Origin of the sequence: Micromonospora sp. NPDC049257 (genome assembly GCF_040678915.1) — a bacterium.
GTDB lineage: Bacteria > Actinomycetota > Actinomycetes > Mycobacteriales > Micromonosporaceae > Micromonospora > Micromonospora antibiotica.
Genome location: NZ_JBFAQU010000003.1, coordinates 186,033 through 206,298, shown reverse-complemented (window position 1 = coordinate 206,298; position 20,266 = coordinate 186,033). Strand labels below are relative to the sequence as shown.

Below are 20,266 nucleotides of genomic sequence, written 5' to 3'. Positions count from 1 at the left end.
GGGCGACGCACACCGGCCCGCCGGGAGCGGGCCCACCCCTGGGGAGAGGTGCACGGAACTGATGTTCGGACAACGAGGACGACGCTGGGCGGGTATCGCCACGGCGCTCGTCACCGGTGGCGCGCTGGTGCTCGCCGCAGCCGGTCCGGCCGCCGCCGAGCCGGCGACGAAGGGCGTGGCGCGGGCGGTGCCGGGTACCGGCGTCACGCTGAAGCTGGACGGTCGGGCGCAGAAGACCTCGGCGCTGGCCCTGGAGTTGAAGGACGGCACCGTGCCGGTCTTCTGCATCGACTTCCACACCCCGGTGGCCCGTGACGGCGAGTACGCCGAGGGCACCTGGGGCGAGTCGGAGGTGAAGAACCTCGGTCGGGTGCAGTGGGTGCTCACCCACGGCTACCCCAACGCCGACCGGGCGAAGCTGCTCGCCGCCGCCGGGGCCACCCTGCCCGCCGGGCTGCCCGACTCCCGGCGTGACACGCTGCTCTACTTCGGCACCCAGACGGCCGTCTGGCACTTCAGTGACGGCATCACCCTGGGCGACTGGGAGCGGGGGCTGACCGCCGCCGCCGAGTACGACGTGATCCGCCGGGTACACGACTACCTGGTGCGCAACGCCACCGACCAGCCGGAGCCGAAGGCCGAGCTGAGCCTGGACCCGGCGTCGGCCACCGCGACCACCGGCGGGCGGGCCGGGCCGTTCACGGTGCACGGGCCGGCGGGGGAGATCGCGCTGAAGGTCGAGGGTGGCCGTGCCGTCGACGCCGAGGGGCGTCCGGTCGGTACGACCACCAACGGTGGCCGGTTCTGGCTGACCGCAACCGCCGCCGGTCGGGTCACCGTGACGGTCTCCGCGCCGGACTCGGTCTCCTTCGGTCGGGTCTTCCTCTTCTCCGGCGGCAAGAACGCCAAGCAGAAGCTGATCCTGGGTGGCAGCACCGGCACCTCGGTGAACGCCGACGCGGCAGCGAGTTTCGCCGCCGCCCCCGCCTCTCCGTCGCCGTCGGCCACCCCGTCCGGGTCGCCGTCGCCGTCGCCGTCCCCCTCGGCCGGGTCGCCGTCGCCGTCGGCCACCCCGGTCGAGTCCTCGTCGCCGGCCAGCCCGGCACCGTCGACCTCGCCCGCCAGCAACGGTGGCGGGCTGCCGTTGACCGGTTCGCCGGTCGCGCTGGCCGCCCTGGCGGGGCTGGCGTTGCTGGCCTTCGGCGCGGTGGCCGTGCTGCTGGTCCGTCGTCGCAAGGTCCACTTCACCGTCTGACGTACGGCTCCCTGCGGCCCCGGCACCCGACGGTGCCGGGGCCGGCTGTTTCACCGGTCACCCCTGCGGGGGCTCCGAGACCCGGTGGCGTGGGGGCGGTGTGGCGGAGGGCCGGTCGTCGGCGGGGTGGGGCGTCGCGGCGGCCGGCAGTCAGCTGCGGTGCAGGTGTGTCGACTGTCTTCGGCCGGCTGGCTGGGACTGTGCTCCGGCTGGCCGAAGCCGCCCTCAGCCGGACGGGCAGAATGCGGTGACGCCCGGTGGAGGTCGGAGCACGCCAACCGGACGGCGGTAAAGCTCACACTGCTGACCCGGGGGTCACCACCCGGTCGAGCGGACTTGCTGTCTTTCCTGCTCAGAGCGGTACGACCAGGGCATCTCATGATCTTTTCTCAAGTATCGGCAACACGGCAGGCAACTAACGGCTTGATAACGGCACCTTCACGTAATGGGCCGGTGGGTGTCACAGTGGCAGCACCTCACCCCTGATGTGAGGCACCCGTGTGTCCCGGCCGACCACGTCGCCGCTGCCTCCGGCACGGATCGTGGTCGTCGAGCCTGCCCGGGAGCCGAGTACGGGGGTGTGGTGGCCCGGCGGATCGGTACCCCTGGGGTGTCCCGATTTCTCTGCGGTAACCGGTGATCTGCAACACATGATCGCCGTGCGGTGTCACCCCCCAACGTGCGTGAAACCCACGACGGAACCAGGTTAGAAAGAGGAGGCCCCTCGGAATGAGAGTCTCGAAGCGGGCGAGCGGCGCCATTGCGATGGGTGCGGCGTTCGCGCTCATCGCGTCCGGCTGCTCCAGCGGTAACGACGACGAAGGCAGCAGCGGCGCCAGCAGCTCGGACGGGGCCATCGTCGTCGACGGCACCGAGCCGGAGAACCCCCTGGTTCCGGCGAACACCACCGAGACCGGTGGCGGCAAGATCATCGACTGGCTCTGGACCGGTCTGGTCGAGTACCCCAACAACGGTGGTGCGCCGCAGAACGCGCTGGCCGAGTCGATCGAGACGACCGACTCCAAGGTCTACAAGATCAAGATCAAGCAGAACACGAAGTTCCACGACGGCACCGTCGTCAAGGCCAAGAACTTCGTGGACGCCTGGAACTGGGGCGCGTACTCGCCGAACGGCGCGCAGAACGCCAGCTTCTTCGCCGACATCGCCGGCTTCGAGGACGTCAACACCTCCGACCCGGACGGTGACGGCCCGAAGAAGGCGCCCGAGCCCAAGGCCAAGGAGATGTCCGGCCTCAAGGTCGTCGACGACTGGAACTTCGAGGTCACGCTCGCCGCGCCGACCGCCGTGTTCCCGACCAAGCTCGGCTACAGCACCTTCATGCCGCTGCCGGACGCCTTCTTCTCGCAGGGCGCCGAGGCATTCGGCAAGAAGCCGATCGGCAACGGCCCGGTCAGCTTCGTCTCGTGGGAGAACAACGTCGCGATCAAGCTGACGCGGTTCGACGACTACAACCTGCGCGACAAGATGAAGATCAAGGACGTCAACGTCAAGATCTACCAGGACGACACGGCGGCCTACAACGACCTGGTCTCCAACAACCTGGACTTCCAGCAGCAGGTTCCGGTCTCCTCGCTGGCCGGCGACAAGTGGAAAGCCGACCTGGCCGACCGGGCGATCCCGTCGACCACGCCGTCCACCGGCATCATCGCGTTCCCGATCTACGACAAGCGCTTCCAGAACCCGAAGCTGCGCAAGGCGATCTCGCTGTCGGTCAACCGGCAGGAGATCACCGACAAGATCTTCTTCGGTAACCGCAAGCCGGCCGACAGCTGGGCCAACCCGCTGACCCCGGGTGCCAAGCCGGGCAACTGCACCGCCTGCCAGTTCAAGCCGGACGAGGCCAAGCAGCTCCTGAGCGAGGCCGGTGGCTTCACCGGGCAGCTGAAGATGTACTACAACGCCGACGCCAGCCACAAGGACTGGATGGAGGCCGTCGCCGGGCAGATCAAGAACACCCTGGGTATCGACGCGGTCGCCGTCGGTGTGCCGACCTTCGCGGTCTTCCGGCAGAACATCAACGCCCACAAGATGGACGGCGCCTACCGTGCCGGCTGGCAGCAGGACTACCCGGACGTGGAGAACTGGATCAACCCGCTCTACGTGACCGGTGGCTCCTCGAACGACGGTCTCTACAGCAACCCCGAGGTGGACGCCCTGTCCAAGCAGGCCAGCTCCGCCCCGAGCCTGGAGGCCTCGCACGAGCTGTTCGCCAAGGCGGTCGAGAAGATCGACCAGGACGTTCCGTCGATGCCGATCTACTTCGGTGGCCAGCAGTCCGGTCACTCCGAGAAGATCAAGAAGATGGAGCTGACCAACGTCGGCGAGCTCGACATCACCTCCGTCGAGCTCTGATCCGTTCGATCTGACCCCGGGTCGGGCTCGCCTACCGGTGAGCCCGACCCGGGGCCGTTCCGCGAGTGCGTGCACCCCACCCCTCGCCACGTTGTCGCCACCCGTGTCGGCCGCACCCCCGCCCCCGGCACACCCCTTGTCAGGAGGACCACCCCATGGGCCGTTATCTGGTGAGACGGCTGCTCCAACTCGTCCCGGTCTTCATCGGGACGACGCTGATGATCTACCTGCTGGTGTGGAAGGTCCCCGGGGACCCGTTCGCCGGCAAGTGCGGTGACCGTGGCTGCCCGGACAACTACCGGGCCATGATGACCGAGAAGTTCCAGCTGGATCAGCCCTGGTTCGTGCAGTACGCCACCTACATGAAGAACCTCCTGCAAGGCGACTTCGGGACCACCTGGTCGGGGCGCGACGTCGGCGAGATCATCGCCACCGCGTACCCGAACACCCTCAAGCTGGCCCTGGTGGCCCTGGTCATCGAGGGTGTCATCGGTCTCACCGCCGGTGTGCTCACCGGCCTGCGCCGCAATGGCTTCCTGGACAACCTGGTCCTCGTCTCCACGCTCTTCCTGATCGCGCTGCCGGTCTTCGTGGTCGGCTTCGTGCTCCAGTGGTTCTTCGGTGTGAAGCTCGGCATCGTCAAGCCGACCGTCTCCAACGAGATGCGGATCACCGAACTGCTCCTACCGGGCTTCGTGCTGGGTAGCGCGTCGATGGCGTACATCGCCCGGGTGTCACGCACCAGCATCGCGGAGAACCGCCGGGCCGACTACGTGCGTACCGCGATCGCCAAGGGGCTGCCGATGCGCCGGGTGGTCGGTATCCACCTGCTGCGCAACTCGCTGATCCCGGTGGTGACCCTGCTCGGCACCGACCTCGGCGCCCTGATGGGTGGCGCGATCATCACCGAGGGCATCTTCGGCATCAACGGCATCGGCCGCACCGTGCTGCGGGCGATCGTCACCAAGGAGAGCGCTACCGTTGTCTCCATCGTGGTCGTGCTGGTACTCGTCTACCTGGTGATGAATTTGCTGGTGGACCTGCTCTACGCCGCACTTGACCCGAGGATCCGCTATGAGTGAGCGCAGCAGCGAACGAATCGTCATTGCAGTGTGCGCGGGCAACCAGGCCGGCGCCGAGCGCAGCGAGGTGCAGGCATGAGCGACCCGAGTGCCGCTTCGATCGTGAGCACGCCCCGTCCCGAGCAGTTGACCGAGGCAAGCTCCCCGGCCCCCGTCGGCCCGGCGGGCAAGAAGGAGAAGCCGCGCAGCCTGCTCGGCGACGCCTGGATCGACCTGCGCCGCAAGCCGCTGTTCTGGATCTCCGCCATCTTCATCGTGCTCTTCGTGGTGATGTCGGCCTTCCCGTCGCTGTTCACCTCCGGTGACCCGGACGCCACCGCGCTCTCCCGCAGCCGGCTCGAGCCCTCCGGCGACGCGTGGTTCGGCTACGACGTGCTCGGGCGGGACGTCTACGCCCGGGTGATCTACGGCGCCAACGCCTCGATCGTGGTCTCGCTGCTCTCCACGATCGGCACACTGCTGATCGGCGGGGCGGTCGGCATCATCGCGGGCTACAAGGGCGGCTGGGTCGACGGCCTGCTCTCCCGGATCACCGACATCTTCTTCGGCCTGCCGTTCGTGCTCGGCGCGATCGTCATCCTCACCACGTTCAACGGCGCCGGCGCCAACAACGGCGAGTGGGAGATCAAGTTCCTGGTGATCGGCTCGCTGGTGCTGCTGAGCTGGCCGGTGGTGATGCGGCTGATGCGTTCCTCGGTGCTCGCCACCAAGGAGGCCGACTACATCGTGGCGGCCCGCGCGATGGGTGCCAGCACCGGCCGGATCATCTTCAAGCACCTGCTGCCGAACTGCCTGGCGCCACTGCTGGTCTACGGGACGATCATGATCGGTTCCTTCATCGGCGCCGAGGCCACCCTGTCCTTCCTGGGTATCGGCCTGCAGAGCCCGGTGGTCTCCTGGGGCATCATGATCAATGAAGCGCAGAACTACCTCCGGGTCTCGCCCTTCCTGCTCTTCTTCCCCTCCGCGTTCCTCGTCACCGCCGTGCTGAGCTTCGTCATGCTCGGCGAGGCGGTCCGCGAGGCCCTCGACCCGAAGCTCCGATAGGGGAGACTGAGTTGTCCGACATTCTCGTGTCCGAGCAGTCCGCGCCCGGCGCCGACGGATCCGGTCGCCCCTCCGGCCGGCTGCTCGAGGTCGACGACCTGCGGGTGGAGTTCCGCACCCGGGACGGCGTCGCCAAGGTCATCAACGGAGTGACGTACCACGTCGACGCGGGGGAGACCCTCGCCGTGCTCGGCGAGTCCGGCTCCGGTAAGAGCGTCACCGCGCAGACCATCATGGGCATCCTGGACATGCCGCCCGGCTTCGTCACCGGCGGTCAGGTCCGCTTCCACGGCAAGGACATGCTCACCATGTCCGCCGAGGAACGTCGCCGCATCCGTGGCGAGGGCATCGCGATGATCTTCCAGGACTCGCTCTCCGCCCTGAACCCGGTCTTCACCGTCGGGTTCCAGATCGCCGAGCAGTTCCGGATCCGGCGCGGGATGAGCCGTTCCGACGCCAAGAAGCGCGCGATCGAGATGCTCGACCAGGTCAAGATCCCGAACGCCAAGGGCCGGTTCAGCAACTACCCGCACCAGTTCTCCGGGGGCATGCGGCAGCGCGCGATGATCGCGATGTCGCTGGCGCTCGACCCCGAGGTGCTGATCGCCGACGAGCCGACCACCGCGCTGGACGTGACCGTGCAGGCCCAGATCATGGACCTGCTCGGCGAACTCCAGCGGGAACGCCGGATGGGCATGATCCTGATCACCCACGACCTCGGCGTGGTCGCCGACGTCGCGGACCGGATCGCGGTCATGTACGCCGGCCGGATCGTCGAGGAAGCCGACGTCTACGACCTGTACGCCAAGCCGGCGCACCCGTACACGCTCGGCCTGCTCAACTCGATCCCCCGGCTGGACGAGAAGGGGCAGCAGCTCCGCACCATCAAGGGCCTCCCGCCGAACCTGATGAACATCCCGCCGGGCTGCCCGTTCAACCCGCGCTGCCCCATGGCGCAGCCGGTGTGCCGGGAGACCGTCCCCCCGCTGTTGCAGATCGGCACCGGTCGGGCCAGCGCCTGCCACTTCGCCGAGGAGCTGGTGAACCGTGACTGACAACATCATCGAAGTCCGTGACCTGGTCAAGCACTACCCGGTCACCCGGGGCATCGTGTTCAAGAAGACCATCGGCCAGGTCAAGGCCGTCGACGGTGTCTCGTTCGACCTCAAGGCCGGCGAGACGCTGGGCGTGGTCGGCGAGTCGGGCTGCGGCAAGTCGACGCTGAGCCGGGTCCTGATGAACCTGGAGAAGCCCACCGCCGGCACGGTGCACTACAAGGGCCAGGACATCGCCAAGCTCTCCGGTGGCGCGCTGCGGCGGCTGCGCCGGCAGATCCAGCTGGTGATGCAGGACCCGTACACCTCGCTGAACCCGCGGATGACCGTCGGTGACCTGATCGGTGAGCCGTTCGAGATCCACTCGGAGGTCGCGCCGCGGGGCAGCCGCCGGGACAAGGTCAAGGAACTGCTCGACCTGGTCGGCCTCAACCCGGAGCACATCAACCGGTACCCGCACCAGTTCTCCGGCGGTCAGCGGCAACGCATCGGCATCGCCCGGGCGCTCGCCCTGCGCCCCGAGGTGATCGTCTGCGACGAGCCGGTCTCCGCCCTGGACGTCTCGATCCAGGCCCAGGTGATGAACCTGCTGGAGAAGCTCCAGAACGAGCTGGGCCTGTCGTACGTGTTCATCGCGCACGACCTGTCGGTGGTCCGGCACCTGTCGGACCGGGTCGCGGTGATGTACCTCGGCAAGATCGTGGAGATCGGCACCGAGGACGAGATCTACGAGCGGCCGACCCACCCGTACACCCAGGCGCTGCTGTCGGCGGTGCCGGTGCCGGACCCGACGCTGCGGGAGAACAAGGCGATCATCCGGCTCACCGGTGACGTCCCGTCGCCGATCAGCCCGCCGTCGGGCTGCCGGTTCCGCACCCGGTGCTGGAAGGCGCAGGACCTCTGCGCCGAGCAGCCGCCGCTGCTGGAGATCCGCCCCGGCTCGGACCACCCGAGCGCCTGCCACTTCGCCGAGAAGCGGGAGATCGTCGCCACGCACGACGCGTGAGCCACACCCGGGCCGCCTGCCACCGTCACCCCGACGGCGGCAGGCGGTTCGTCGTTGCCGGCCCGTGGTCCGGCAGCTCCACCCCCACACCCGGCGGTCCGCCCTTCCGCAGCGCCCGGCGGTCCGCCCTTACAGCGGGCCGCGCCCCGCCCGCAGCAGCAACAGCGCGAGTTGGGTACCGTCGGCCCCCAACTCGGTGCGGAAGCGCTCCAGGATCTCGCGCTCCCGGGAGAGCACCAGCCGGGTGCCCCCGGAGGCCATCCGGGTCACCCCGACCTCCTGGGAGAGGGCCGCCCGTTCCTGCCAGAGCGCGATCAGCGTCCGGTCGATCTCGTCGATCCGTTCCCTGATCGCCACGATCCGCTCGGCCGCCGCCGTGTCACCGGTGCCGGTACGGGCGGCAGCGGCTCCGGTCGGGTCGGTCTCCGTGGGATCGGCCCCGGCCGGCTCGTCGTGCCGCGCGGGGCCACCGCTGGACTCCACCACGTCAGTCATCATCGTCGTACCCCTCGGGTCTCGGGCCCGGTGTTCGGATCCCGGGACGAAAAAGCCCCGGGCTCTCCGAGCCCGGGGCTTTCGTAGGTCCTGTCGATCAGGCGCGACCCACGGCTGCCGGACTCCCGGTGCCGTAGTAAAAGAAGAACCGCCGCTCGATCACGTCGTCGAGTATGCCGACCGGAAGCCGGTCCGCGCAAGCAGTCCCCGGCCGCCGGGTTCGACCGTGTCCCCCGCCGACGGGATCGGGCCGGGCCCCGTCGGCGCGCGGACGCGCCGACGGGAAGCCCGGCCCTCAGGTCAGCCCAACCGGGTGATGCGGTCCGCCGCCGTGGGGGCGACCGGCTCCCCGGCACCCAGGTACGCCACCAGGGCGTCCACGTCGAAGCCGGGGGCGGTGGTCCGGCCGGCGCCGCCCGCCAGCTCGGTGAACCCGTCCCCGCCGTTGGCGAGGAAGTCGTTCGTGGTGACCCGGAAGCTGGCCGCCGGGTCGACCGGGGTGCCGTTCAGGGTCAGCGCGCTGACCCGCGAGCCGGCCGGCGCGGTGCTGTCGTACGAGTAGGTCAGCCCGGCCGACGGCTGGAGGATGCGCTGGGTGGTCTGCCCCTTGAAGCCGACGAACTGCTGCTCCAGCACGTCCTTGAGCTGCGCGCCGGTGAACGTCTGGGTGACCACCAGGTTGTTGAACGGTTGCACGGTGAACGCCTCGCCGTAGGTCACCTCGCCCGGCGCCTCACCACCGGCCGACGCCCCGTACGACAGGGAGGCCCGTACGCCGCCCGGGTTCATCAGCGCGAGCTGCGCCCCGTCGCCCCTGGTGTACGCCAGCTGCGCGTCGGCGATCACGTCACCCATCGGGCTCTCCCCGTTGGGCCGGACGTCCCGGACGAGGTCGGCGCTGATCTTCCCGACCACCCGGTTGGCGATCGGGGCGACCGCCGTGCGGTACTTGTCGGCCAGCGTCTTCGCGCCCGCGTCGACCAGGGCCGGGTTCTTGGCGAACACCCCGCCGGTCTGCTGCCAGGTCCCGTCGGCGTTGCGCACGCCGTTCTCCACGATCACGTTCTTCGCGGTGATGCCGGTGAACCGGCCGGACCGCCGGTCCAGCGAGTAGTCGATGTCGGTGACCAGCTGGCCGTTGTTGCCGGCGCTGGTGACCACGCTCGGCTTGCCCGAGGAGTTCGGCAGCGAGCAGGAGTAGAAGCGGTGGGTGTGCCCGGAGACCACCACGCCGAACTCCGGCCGCAGGCCCTTGACGATGTCGACGATCGGGCCGGAGAAGTTGGCGCAGTCGGAGACGCCCGGGGTGGCCGGCGGCGCGGACTGTGCGCCGCCCTCGTGCACCAGCAGCACCATCGCCTTGACACCGAAGAGCTTGAGCAGGCCGCCCCACTTGTTGGCGGTCTGCACCTCGTCGGTGAAGGTGACGTCCTTGATACCGGCCGGGTTGACGATGCCCGGGGTGCCCTCCAGGGTGACCCCGACGAAGCCGACCGGCACGCCACCGACGAACTTCACGTCGATCGGGGGCAGGATCGGCAGCTTGGTCTTCTTGTTGATGGTGTTGGCGGCGAGGTAGGTGAACTTCGCGCCGGCGAAGCCGTCGCCGTCCTGGCAGCCGTCGACCGGGTGGCAGCCGCCCTTGTCGATCCGGAGCAGCTCCTTGACGCCCTCGTCGAACTCGTGGTTGCCGACCGAGCTGACGTCCAGGCCGATCTGGTTCATCAGCTCGATGGTGGGCTCGTCGTGGAAGGCGGCGCTGACCAGCGGGGTGGCCCCGATCAGGTCGCCGGCGCCGACGGTGGTGGTGACCCGGCCCTCGGCCTTCGCCTCGGCCCGCAGCTTCTTCAGCCAGGTGGCCAGGTATTCCACCCCGCCGGCCGGGGTGCCGTTGACGGTCGCGCCGCTGCCGCCGGGCGGGTCGATCGCGCCGTGGAAGTCGTTGTAGCTGAGGAACTGGCCCTTGACCTCGCCACCCGTCGCGGTGGCGTACGAGACGGCGACCGGGGCGAGGCCGGCCCCGGGGGCGGCGTCGGCCGGCGGCGTGGTGGTGCGGCCGGTGCTGGGCAGGCTGGCCACGACGGCCAGGGCGAGGACCGGCGCGGCGAGGTGACGCAGCACGGCCCGACCGCGCGAGCGCGGTTGACTCATGGTTGTTCTCCCAAGTCGTCTACGGGGGAGCAGGCGGGGATTTCCCGGGTCATCGTCGCGCCTCGGGACCCAAGATGCCAGTGGGGCCAGCGTGACAGGTTCGTCTCAGTCCTGGCCGACGCCGTCACCGGGTCGTGGCGTGACAGCGGCGGCAGGTGGCCGTGGCGCGGCGGTGGTGACGGGGCTCGGGCGCCCCGGGCGTGCGCGGGCGGGAAGTGTCCGGCCGACGGCATAGACTCGCCGTGCGATGCATCCTCTCTTCGACATCCCCGCGTCCCCGCCCGCGCCCGAGCCCGCGTCGGTTCCGCCGCGCCGGCCCGGCCCCGCCCGCCGCCTCGACCCGCAGGACCTGGTGGAGGGCCTGAACGGTCCCCAGCGGGATGCGGTCACCCATTCCGGCTCGCCGTTGCTGATCGTGGCCGGGGCCGGCTCCGGCAAGACCCGGGTGCTCACCCACCGGATCGCCTACCTGCTCGCCGCGCGGGACGTCCACCCCGGCGAGATCATCGCGATCACCTTCACCAACAAGGCCGCCGGTGAGATGAAGGAACGGGTGACCCACCTGGTCGGCCCGCGCGCCCGGCTGATGTGGGTGTCGACGTTCCACTCCGCCTGCGTGCGCATCCTGCGCGCCGAGCACGAGCACGCCGGCCTGAAGTCGACCTTCTCCATCTACGACGCCGACGACTCTCGCCGGCTGATGCAGATGGTCGCCCGGGAGCTGGATCTCGACCCGAAGCGCTACCCGGCCCGGGGGCTCGCCGCCCAGGTGTCCAACCTGAAGAACGAGCTGACCGACCCGGAGGAGTTCGCCGGCCGGGCCACGGGCCCCAACGAGCGGGCGCTCGCCGAGGCGTACACCCTCTACCAGCGGCGGCTGCGGGAGGCGCACGCGCTGGACTTCGACGACCTGATCATGACGACGGTGCACCTGCTCCAGTCGCACCCGCACGTCGCGGAGAGCTACCGCCGCCGGTTCCGGCACGTCCTGGTCGACGAGTACCAGGACACCAACCACGCGCAGTACACCCTGATCAAGGAGCTGGTCGCCGGCACCGAGGGGATCGCGCCGGCCGAGCTGTGCGTCGTCGGTGACGCCGACCAGTCGATCTACGCGTTCCGGGGCGCGACGATCCGCAACATCCTGGAGTTCGAACGGGACTTCACCGACGCCCGGACGATCCTGCTGGAGCAGAACTACCGCTCCACCCAGACCATCCTCAACGCGGCCAACGCGGTGATCGACCGCAACACCTCCCGCAAGCCCAAGCGGCTGTGGAGCGACGCCGGGGCCGGTGAGCAGATCGTCGGCTACGTCGCCGACACCGAGCACGCCGAGGCCGACTGGGTGGGCCGGGAGGTCGACCGGCTGGTCGACGCGGGAGAGACCCGCCCCGGCGACGTGGCCGTCTTCTACCGCACCAACGCCCAGTCCCGGGTCTTCGAGGAGGTGTTCATCCGGGTCGGCCTGCCCTACAAGGTGGTCGGCGGGGTGCGCTTCTACGAACGCAAGGAGGTCCGCGACGCGCTGGCCTACCTGCGCGCGGTGGTCAACGACGACGACACGGTCAGCCTCCGCCGGGTGCTGAACACCCCACGTCGGGGCATCGGCGACCGGGCCGAGGCGTGCGTCGAGGCGCTCTCCAGCCGGGACCGGATCTCCTTCGGCGCGGCGCTGCGCCGGGCCCGGGAGGCACCGGGCATCTCCACCCGGGCCGCCAACTCCATCGCCGAGTTCGTCGCGCTGCTCGACGGTGCCCGCGAGCTGGCCGAGGAGGGCACCCCGGAGGAGGTGCTGGAGGCGCTGCTGACCCGGTCGGGCTACCTGACCGAGCTGGAGGAGAGCGTCGACCCGCAGGACGCCGGCCGGGTCGACAACCTCCAGGAACTGGTCAGCGTCGCCCGGGAGTACACCGAGCGGATCGAGGCGCTTGGCGAGGACGGTGAGCGGGCCACCCTGGCCGGTTTCCTGGAGCAGGTGGCGCTGGTCGCCGACGCCGACCAGATCCCCTCCGACGACCCCGACCACCAGGGGGTCGTCACCCTGATGACCCTGCACACCGCCAAGGGCCTGGAGTTCCCGGTGGTGTTCCTGACCGGCCTGGAGGACGGCGTCTTCCCCCACCTGCGCTCGCTGGGCGACACCCGGGAGTTGGAGGAGGAGCGGCGGCTGGCGTACGTGGGGATCACCCGGGCCCGGCAGCGGCTCTACCTGTCCCGGGCGGTCACCCGGTCGGCCTGGGGGCAGCCGTCGTACAACCCGCCGTCGCGCTTCCTGGAGGAGCTGCCGCCGGAGCTGGTCCGCTGGGAGCGCACCGAGGGGACGTACACCTCGTGGGCCGGTGGGGGCGGCGGCGTCGGGGGGCGTGCGGACCGCGTGCCCGGCGGGCGTGGCGGCTTCACCGGGGGCACGCCGAGGGCGACGGAGCTGGCGAAACGGCTCGGGGTCGACGCCAGTCGGCTGGCCACCGCCAGCGAGCTGCCGCAGGGGCCGAAGGTGTCTGCCGGCGACCGGGTCAACCACCAGCGCTACGGCCTGGGGCGGGTGCTCGCGGTCGAAGGGCACGGGCCGAGCGCCCGCGCGCAGATCGACTTCGGCGACCAGACCATGTGGCTGGTGCTGCGCCACGCCCCGCTCGACAAGCTCTGACCGACGCCGAAGGGCCCGGCCCGGCGTGCTGCCGGGCCGGGCCCTTCGCCGTCGCGGCTCAGCAGGCCACGTCGATGCCCCGGGCGCGCAGGAACGGCGCCGGGTCGATCTGGTTCCACATCTGCCCCTGGTGCACCTCGAAGTGCAGGTGGGGGCCGGTGGAGTCGCCGGTGGAGCCCTCGTAGCCGAGCACCTCGCCGACGCCGACCCGGTCGCCGACGCCGACCTTCACGCTGCTCTGGTGGGCGTAGTGGGTCAGGTAGCCGTTGCCGTGGTCGACGAAGACCGAGATGCCGTAGCCGTCGCCGACGTCGCCGGCCTTGACCACGGTGCCGGCCGCAGCGGCGTGGATCGGGGTACCGGCCGGCATGGCGAAGTCGATTCCGGCGTGCAGGGCGCCCCCGCGCTGCCCGTAGCAGGAGGTGATCCCGGCCCCCGCCATGGGGATCACCCAGGACGGCTTCGGCTTGGGAGCGGTGGTCTTCCTGGCGACGGCCTTCGGCTTCGCGGTGACCTTCGGCTTGGTCTTCGGCTTCCGCGTCGGGGCGGCCGTCGGGGTGGGACTGGCGCTGGTGGGGGTCGGCACGGCGCTGGGGCTGGCCGGGGCGGTCGACTCCCGGGTGGACCGGTCGGCACGGTCGGCGGCCTCGGCACGGGCCTGTGCGTCGAGCGCGACGGTGGCCGGCTCGGGGGCGTCGTCCCGGTCGAGGGCGGCCGTGGCGGCCCCGGCCAGGCCGAGGCCGACCAGGGCGACCACGCCGACGGCGAGGGCGCGCGCGCCGCGTGGGTGACGCCGCCGGTGCCGGATCACGGCGGCGGAGATCCGCGCGTTGCGGGTGGTGCTGGCATTGCGGGTGGTGCTGTCGGCGTTGCCGGTGGTGCTGTCGTTGTCTTCCTGCACGGCGGACCTTCACACACTCAGGGGATTCGGACCGGACCATCCTGGGTGTCGGAGCGCGCCGGGACGGGAACCGGTACCGGCGGGTAGCCCCGACCGCCCCGCAGGCCTGCCCGGCTATGTCCCGCCGGGGTGTCGTCTGCCCCGTTGACCGGGCCGGGTCGCCAGTGCCGTCGGTCACATCGCGGTGTGTGACGCAGCAGACTTACCCGCACGCGAAACCGCCCGGATCCGTAGATCCGGGCGGTCAACAGGCGTCACGCAGGGTCAGGAGGCGGCTTTCTCGGTGTAGTACGCCTCGACCTGTAGCTTGATGTCCACTCCGCGCTCCTGGAGCCACGGCACCGGGTCGAGGGGCTGGCCCTTGACGTGGACCTCCAGGTGCAGGTGCGCGCCGTATGAGTGGCCGGTGTTGCCGACCAGGCCGAGCTGGTCGCCCGCCTTGACCTGCTGGCCCTCGTGCACGCTCACCGCGGAGGAGTGACCGTAGATGGCCTCGCTGCCGTCGGCGTGCTGGACGATCACCGCGTAGCCGTAACCGCCGAACCAGCCGGCCTTGGTGACCGTGCCGGAGTGGATGGCCACGTACGGGGTGCCCTCCGGCGCGACCAGGTCGATGCCGGTGTGCAGCTTGCCCCACCGCATGCCGTACGGGGAGTTGAAGTCGTAGCCCTGCATGGGCAGCAGCCACGGGTCCTGCTCGTCGACGCCCGCCGCGGTGTCCCGGGCGTTGTCGCGGGTGGCCCGGTCGGCGGCGTCGGCCCGCGCGGCGGCGTCCTGGCTGGTGATCGAGGCCTGCCGGAGCTCGTCGAGGACCGACGGGCTGACGCTCTTGGCGTCCGGCATCGCCCCCGCGCCGAGCGCGACGATCCCGGCACCGACGAACGCGGTGGTGACGACCGCCGCGTAGCGGCTCCGTGGGGGGGTTGGTACACGGCGGCGGCCGCGATATCTATCGGGCTCAGACGACAGGCGCTGGCGCACGCACACCCTCCGTTGTCGGGGATCCGATGCAATCTCCGACCGTTCGGTGCAGCTGATCGAACGGTCGTAGATCGCGTCATCACCCGTCCGTGGACCTGATGACAACCGTGGACACGTTAGCCCTCCACCGCTCCGGTCACAAGCGTAGGCACCGAAGCGGCGATTCCTTCTGTCCCTTTCCGTCCCTCATTGTCATAGCTCCAGACGCCGGACGGCTGTCCCTCTTCCTGCCCGTTCGTCGCGCACCGTGACCGTTCGGCGGAGGCGTCCGGCTTCCGGGTCGCCGGTCGGCACGGTAGGGGTCCGGCCCGGGTTCTCCACCCCGGGTCGGTCGGGTTACCGTTCGTTCAGCTGGTAGCCGCGGAGCCGTGAAGGGTGTGCGCTGATGAACTCTCGTATCCGGGTAGTCGTCGCGAAGCCGGGCCTCGACGGCCACGACCGGGGCGCGAAGGTGGTGGCGCGTGCGCTGCGTGACGCGGGCATGGAGGTCATCTACACCGGCCTGCACCAGACCCCGGAGCAGATCGTCGAGACCGCCATCCAGGAGGACGCCGACGCGGTCGGCCTCTCGGTGCTCTCCGGTGCGCACATGACGCTCTTCCGCCGGGTGCTGGAGCTGCTCGCCGAGCGGGACGCGCGGGACATCGTCGTCTTCGGCGGCGGCATCATCCCCGACGCCGATCTCCCCGAGCTGGTGGAGCTGGGCGTCAAGAAGATCTTCACGCCGGGTGCGACCACCCAGTCGATCGTGGAGTGGGTCCGGGCCAACGTGGCCCAGCCGGTGGGCTGACCACCCGGGTGCGCCGCACCCCTTCGTACGCCGACGGTGGTGTGCCGGTTTCCGGTCGCCGCCGTTTTCGTCGTGCCGTGACCCCGGCGGCGGTGTGCTCCCCGCGGTGGTGTGACCCGGGCGGCGGTGTGATCCCGGGGGCGGTGTGGCCCGGCCGGGGCGACGGATCGGGAGGCATCCGAATCCGGGCAGGGTGAAGGGCCGGACGCACCCCTCACACGCCCGGCCCTTCTATGCACGATGCCCCGCCGCCACCCCTCGACCGACAGGGCATCGGCCGCTCCCGTCTTCGCGCTGACCAGCGCTCCGACATCAGACTCAACGACGCCCGTACGGTGGGGTTACGCGTTGCTTGGGACAACCTGTGGACCAATTTGTGTCACCGGCGAGTCGCCAGCGGCGCGCTGTGCATTACCGCACACCGCGCACCCGCTCGGTTGCCGCCGGTGCCCACCTCGCTAGGCTGCGGCCAATGGCCTGTTTCAACTGATGACAGGCGTCAACGGAGTTTCACAACGCTGGCGGCGGCGCGACGGCGCGCCGCGGAGACGGGACGGGACGCGCAATCGTGGACCTGTACGAGTACCAGGGGCGGGACCTGTTCGAGCGGCACGGCTTGCCCGTGCTCGCCGGCGGCGTCGCCACGACCCCGGAGGAGGCCCGCGCGATCGCCGAACGCCTCGGCGGTCGGGTGGTCGTCAAGGCGCAGGTGAAGGTCGGTGGCCGTGGCAAGGCCGGCGGCGTCAAGCTGGCCGAGGGCGCCGACGAGACGGTGGCCAGGGCCACCGACATCCTCGGCATGGACATCAAGGGTCACACCGTCCACAAGGTCATGATCACCGTGACCGCGGACGTGGCCGAGGAGTACTACTTCTCCTACCTGCTCGACCGGGCGAACCGCACCTTCCTCTGCATCGCCAGCGTGGCCGGCGGTATGGACATCGAGCAGGTCGCGGCCGAGACCCCCGACAAGGTGGTCAAGGCCCCGATCGACGCGGTCGAGGGCGTGGACGAGGCAAAGGCCCGGGAGATCGTCGCCGCGGCCGGGTTCCCGGCCGAGGTCGCCGACCAGGTCGTCGCGGTCGCGGTCGGGCTGTGGAAGGCGTTCGTCGCCGAGGACGCCACCCTGGTCGAGGTGAACCCGCTGGCCAAGACGGGCGACGGCACGATGCTGCTGCTCGACGCCAAGATCACGCTGGACGAGAACGCCGGTTTCCGGCACCCGGACCACGAGGCGCTGGTCGACCAGGCCGCGGTGGACCCGCTGGAGCAGGCCGCCAAGGAGAAGGACCTCAACTACGTCAAGCTCGACGGCGAGGTCGGCATCATCGGCAACGGCGCGGGTCTGGTCATGTCCACCCTCGACGTGGTGGCCTACGCGGGCGAGCGGCACGGCAACGTCAAGCCGGCCAACTTCCTCGACATCGGCGGCGGCGCGAGCGCCGCGGTGATGGCCAACGGTCTGGAGATCGTGCTGTCCGACCCGTCGGTTCGCAGCGTCTTCGTCAACGTCTTCGGCGGCATCACCGCCTGCGACGAGGTCGCCAACGGCATCATCCAGGCGCTGGCCCTGCTGGAGGAACGCGGCGAGAAGGTCACCAAGCCGCTCGTCGTCCGGCTCGACGGCAACAACGCGGAGGCCGGTCGGGCGATCCTCGACGGCGCCGGCAACCCGCTCGTGCAGCGGGTCGACACCATGGACGGCGCGGCCGAGCGGGCCGCCGAGCTGGCAGCTGCGGGGGTCTGACGATGGCGATCTGGCTGACCAAGGAGTCGAAGGTCATCGTGCAGGGGATGACCGGTTCCGAGGGTTCCAAGCACACCCGGCGGATGCTCGCCGCCGGCACCAACGTCGTCGGCGGGGTCAACCCGCGCAAGGCCGGCACCACCGTCGACTTCGACGGCACCGAGCTGCCGGTCTTCGCCTCCGTCGCGGACGCGATGCGGGAGACCGGGGCGGACGTCACGGTGATCTTCGTACCGCCGCAGTTCACCAAGGGCGCGGTGGTCGAGGCGATCGACGCGCAGATCCCGCTCGCCGTGGTGATCACCGAGGGCGTGCCGGTGCACGACACCGCCTCGTTCTGGGCGTACAATGTGGCCAAGGGGGAGCAGACCCGGATCATCGGGCCGAACTGCCCCGGCATCGCCTCGCCCGGCGCGTCCAACGCCGGCATCATCCCGGCCGACATCACCGGCTCCGGCCGGATCGGCCTGGTCAGCAAGAGCGGCACGCTGACCTACCAGATGATGTACGAGCTGCGCGACATCGGCTTCTCCACCTGCGTCGGCATCGGTGGCGACCCGATCATCGGGACCACCCACATCGACGCGCTCGCCGCGTTCGAGGCCGACCCGGAGACCGACGCGATCGTCATGATCGGCGAGATCGGCGGCGACGCCGAGGAGCGGGCCGCCGACTTCATCAAGGACAACGTCACCAAGCCGGTGGTCGGCTACATCGCCGGCTTCACCGCGCCCCCCGGCAAGACCATGGGGCACGCCGGCGCGATCATCTCCGGCTCGGCGGGCACCGCCGAGGCCAAGCAGCAGGCGCTGGAGGCGGTCGGGGTCAAGGTCGGCAAGACCCCGACCGAGACCGCCAAGCTGATGCGGGAGCTGATGTCCGGCCGCTGAGCCGTGGGCTGCACCAGCCCGAACGAGCGACGCACAGCTGAAGGGGGCGACCGGAGACGGTCGGCCCCTTCAGTTGTTCCAGAGCGGGTAGTTCCCGCTGGCCCGCCAGATCGCGGTGCCGATGATGTTGATCACGCCGAACGCGATGGCCAGGTAACCGAGCAGCGGCGACTGGCCGTACCGCTTGGCGTCGCGGATCGACAGGTAACCGAAGACGATGCCCAGGATGCCGCAGCAGATCAGGCCGAGGACGATGCCGAGCACCCCCCAGAGCGTGGTGCGGTCCCGCCCGGCCGCAGCCGGTGGCGGTGGGTACGGAGCATTCACGGCTTCCTCCGGGCGATCGGTGCCGCGACTTCGGTCGCGTCCCTGCGCCGAGGCTAGACCGGATCGGGGGCCCATGGCGGTGGATCACGGAACTCGCCGGAGCCGGGCGGCCCCGGCGGGCAGCCACCACCGGCGCGGCGTGCCAGAGTAGACCCGATGTCCTCGATCACCCCTGATCAGCCCCGCCGTCCCAGCGGTGCCCGTGCCGGCGGCCGGCCGCCGGGCCGTGCCGGTGGTGCCCGGGTGCCCGCCCCCCGTCGGCCGGAGCAGCCCGGACGCTCCCGGGCGCCGTTACCGGTCGCCGCCGGGGTGGCCGCCGCCGGTGCCGCCGTCACCTCCTATCTGCCGGTGGCGGTGGTGCTCGGGCTGGCCCAGTTCACCGAGGACGCCGGCTCGGTGGTCGGTGCGCTGCGGGCCGGTCTCGCCGGTTGGCTGCTCGGCCACGGGGTGCCGCTGGGGACCACCGCCGGCCCGATCGGCCTCGTCCCGCTGGCGCTCTCGGTGTTCGCGTGCTGGCGGCTGAGCCGGGCCGGGGTGCACGCCAGCCGGGCGGTCGGCGCGCGCGGCGGCCGGTCCCCCCGGCAGGCGGCCACCGTCGCCGTCGCGGTCGGCATCGGGTACGCCCTGTTCGGCGTCCTGGCCGCGCTGCTGGTCGACAGCACCGGCCTGCGGGTCTCCCCGGTCCGGTCCGGGCTGACCCTGCTGCTCTTCGGCACGGTGGCGGCCCTGGTCGGGGCGGCACGCACCACCGGGGTCGCCGGCCTGCTGGCCGAGCGTGCGCCGGCGGTGCTGCGCGACGGTGTCCGCACCGGCCTGGTCGCCGCTCTGCTGCTGCTCGGGGCGGGTGCCGTGGCGGCCGGCCTGGCGGTGGCGACCGGCGGGGGAGACGCCGCCGACCTGATCGGGGCCTACCGGACCGGGGTGGCCGGGCAGGCCGGCATCACCCTGGTCAGCCTGGCCTACGCACCGAACGCCACCGTCTGGTCCACCGCCTACCTGCTCGGCCCCGGGTTCGCCGTCGGCACCGGCACGGCGATCCGCCTCAGCGAAGTGTCCGTCGGGTCGCTGCCGGCCGTACCGCTGCTCGCCGGCCTGCCCAGCGGCCCGGTCGACGGGCTCGGTGCGGCGCTGCTGGCGGTGCCGGTGCTGGCCGGCATGACGGCGGGTTGGCTGCTCGGCCGCCGGCTGCTCCGCCCGGACCCCGACGACCGGGCCGGGCCGGACTGGCCGGCGCTGCTCGGCCCGGCGGCGCTCGCCGGGCCGGTGGTCGGCCTGGTCGTCGGGCTCGCCGCGGTGGCCTCCGGCGGATCGCTCGGCGGCGGCCGGCTGGCCGAGATCGGCCCGGTGCCGTGGCAGGTGGCGGCAGTGGCCACCGCCGTGGTCGCGGTCGGCGCGCTGCTCGGGGCCGCCGCCGCCAAGGTGCTCGACCGTCCGTCGTCGGCCCGCCCACCCGCCCGGCCGCGGTCGCCCGTCACCCGCCCCCGGCCGGCTGCGGACCGGCCGGGCCCGGTCGAGG

Annotated in this window: 15 protein-coding genes and 1 pseudogene; 11 read left to right on the top strand and 5 right to left on the bottom strand. The window is 71.0% G+C overall.

What is annotated here, in order from left to right; all coding sequences use genetic code 11:
• Positions 1-61: 61 nt before the first annotated feature.
• From AB0K25_RS07135 to AB0K25_RS07110, 6 genes are all read left to right on the top strand, one after another.
• The gene (locus AB0K25_RS07135; RefSeq protein ID WP_255597737.1) at positions 62-1,255 is read left to right on the top strand and encodes a thioester domain-containing protein; all 1,194 of its coding nucleotides are present in this window, start codon (positions 62-64) and stop codon (positions 1,253-1,255) included.
• A gap of 729 nt (positions 1,256-1,984) precedes the next feature.
• Entirely contained in the window at positions 1,985-3,628 is a 1,644-nt protein-coding gene (locus AB0K25_RS07130) for an ABC transporter substrate-binding protein (RefSeq protein ID WP_357535219.1), read from the top strand.
• A gap of 155 nt (positions 3,629-3,783) precedes the next feature.
• Positions 3,784-4,710 carry an ABC transporter permease gene (locus AB0K25_RS07125; protein WP_357014576.1) on the top strand — a complete coding sequence of 309 codons (927 nt, stop codon included), beginning with the start codon at positions 3,784-3,786 and terminating at the stop codon, positions 4,708-4,710.
• A 75-nt stretch (positions 4,711-4,785) separates the two neighbouring features.
• Complete coding sequence (locus AB0K25_RS07120) at positions 4,786-5,757, top strand: ABC transporter permease (protein ID WP_357535217.1); 972 nt, start codon at positions 4,786-4,788, stop codon at positions 5,755-5,757.
• A gap of 26 nt (positions 5,758-5,783) precedes the next feature.
• Complete coding sequence (locus tag AB0K25_RS07115; protein ID WP_357535297.1) at positions 5,784-6,812, top strand: ABC transporter ATP-binding protein; 1,029 nt, start codon at positions 5,784-5,786, stop codon at positions 6,810-6,812.
• Positions 6,805-7,818 carry a dipeptide ABC transporter ATP-binding protein gene (locus AB0K25_RS07110; RefSeq protein ID WP_208567976.1) on the top strand — a complete coding sequence of 338 codons (1,014 nt, stop codon included), beginning with the start codon at positions 6,805-6,807 and terminating at the stop codon, positions 7,816-7,818. Before AB0K25_RS07115 ends, AB0K25_RS07110 begins: the two co-directional genes overlap by 8 nt.
• Before the next feature lie 129 nt (positions 7,819-7,947).
• Here the strand turns inward: AB0K25_RS07110 and AB0K25_RS07105 are convergent, their stop codons facing one another.
• Together AB0K25_RS07105 and AB0K25_RS07100 are read right to left on the bottom strand one after the other, a co-directional pair.
• The gene (locus AB0K25_RS07105; protein ID WP_208567977.1) at positions 7,948-8,316 is read right to left on the bottom strand and encodes a chorismate mutase; all 369 of its coding nucleotides are present in this window, start codon (positions 8,314-8,316) and stop codon (positions 7,948-7,950) included.
• Positions 8,317-8,613: 297 nt separating this feature from the next.
• Positions 8,614-10,464, bottom strand: coding sequence for a bifunctional metallophosphatase/5'-nucleotidase (locus tag AB0K25_RS07100; RefSeq protein ID WP_363819003.1), 1,851 nt, complete (start codon positions 10,462-10,464; stop codon positions 8,614-8,616).
• A 247-nt stretch (positions 10,465-10,711) separates the two neighbouring features.
• Here AB0K25_RS07100 and pcrA point away from each other — a divergent pair, with 247 nt between their 5' ends.
• Complete coding sequence (pcrA, locus tag AB0K25_RS07095; RefSeq protein ID WP_219464673.1) at positions 10,712-13,114, top strand: DNA helicase PcrA; 2,403 nt, start codon at positions 10,712-10,714, stop codon at positions 13,112-13,114.
• 58 nt (positions 13,115-13,172) lie between these two features.
• Here pcrA and AB0K25_RS07090 read toward each other — a convergent pair whose 3' ends face one another.
• A complete protein-coding gene (locus AB0K25_RS07090) occupies positions 13,173-13,925 on the bottom strand; it encodes a peptidoglycan DD-metalloendopeptidase family protein (RefSeq protein WP_363819217.1) in 753 nt (250 codons plus the stop codon).
• A 354-nt stretch (positions 13,926-14,279) separates the two neighbouring features.
• Complete coding sequence (locus tag AB0K25_RS07085) at positions 14,280-14,996, bottom strand: M23 family metallopeptidase (RefSeq protein ID WP_208567980.1); 717 nt, start codon at positions 14,994-14,996, stop codon at positions 14,280-14,282.
• A gap of 385 nt (positions 14,997-15,381) precedes the next feature.
• Between AB0K25_RS07085 and AB0K25_RS07080 the strand changes: the two genes are divergently transcribed.
• From AB0K25_RS07080 to sucD, 3 genes are all read left to right on the top strand, one after another.
• Complete coding sequence (locus tag AB0K25_RS07080; RefSeq protein ID WP_208567981.1) at positions 15,382-15,786, top strand: cobalamin B12-binding domain-containing protein; 405 nt, start codon at positions 15,382-15,384, stop codon at positions 15,784-15,786.
• 568 nt (positions 15,787-16,354) lie between these two features.
• Positions 16,355-17,533: an ADP-forming succinate--CoA ligase subunit beta gene (gene sucC / locus AB0K25_RS07075; RefSeq protein WP_208567982.1), complete on the top strand. Its 1,179-nt coding sequence runs from the start codon at positions 16,355-16,357 to the stop codon at positions 17,531-17,533.
• 2 nt (positions 17,534-17,535) lie between these two features.
• On the top strand, positions 17,536-18,423 hold the full coding sequence (sucD, locus tag AB0K25_RS07070) for a succinate--CoA ligase subunit alpha (protein ID WP_208567983.1): 888 nt from the start codon (positions 17,536-17,538) through the stop codon (positions 18,421-18,423).
• Between the two features lie 69 nt (positions 18,424-18,492).
• On the opposite strand, the gene AB0K25_RS07065 is transcribed toward sucD, so the two are convergent.
• The gene (locus AB0K25_RS07065) at positions 18,493-18,750 is read right to left on the bottom strand and encodes a hypothetical protein (protein WP_208567984.1); all 258 of its coding nucleotides are present in this window, start codon (positions 18,748-18,750) and stop codon (positions 18,493-18,495) included.
• Positions 18,751-18,906: 156 nt separating this feature from the next.
• On the opposite strand from AB0K25_RS07065, the pseudogene AB0K25_RS07060 reads away from it, so the two are divergent.
• Positions 18,907-20,181, top strand: a pseudogene (locus AB0K25_RS07060) (DUF6350 family protein); the annotation flags it as partial.
• Positions 20,182-20,266 lie beyond the last annotated feature (85 nt).